Source organism: Peribacillus sp. SIMBA_075, from assembly GCF_046534585.1.
The window spans coordinates 1-250 of record NZ_JAWRYN010001194.1 but is presented as its reverse complement, the minus strand read 5'-3'; the positions used below and the strand labels follow the sequence as shown (position 1 = coordinate 250).

The 250-nt window shown below is 35.6% G+C and carries 1 protein-coding gene; it reads left to right on the top strand.

Annotated features, from left to right (window positions below):
* A partial coding sequence (locus SB775_RS32105) for a C39 family peptidase (RefSeq protein WP_410865337.1) occupies window positions 1-250 on the top strand: 250 nt, incomplete at both ends.

The window sequence follows — 250 nt, the reverse complement described above, 5'->3', positions numbered from 1 at the left end:
AGATGCAACTTGCTAGCGAAATTCATCGTGTTCCATTTGAACAAAATGGTTTACGTGGAAATCCTTATGAGGGGTTTGTTGGAAATATTTATACGAAGGCAGAGCCAGGATATGGTGTATATAATCAACCCATTTTTAATTTAGCAGAAAAATATGCTCCTGAAAAAGTAGTTAATTTAACAGGTAGAGACGTGCAAGATATGTATAAAGTAGTTAGTTCCGGTTCGCCAGTATGGGTCATTATTAATAC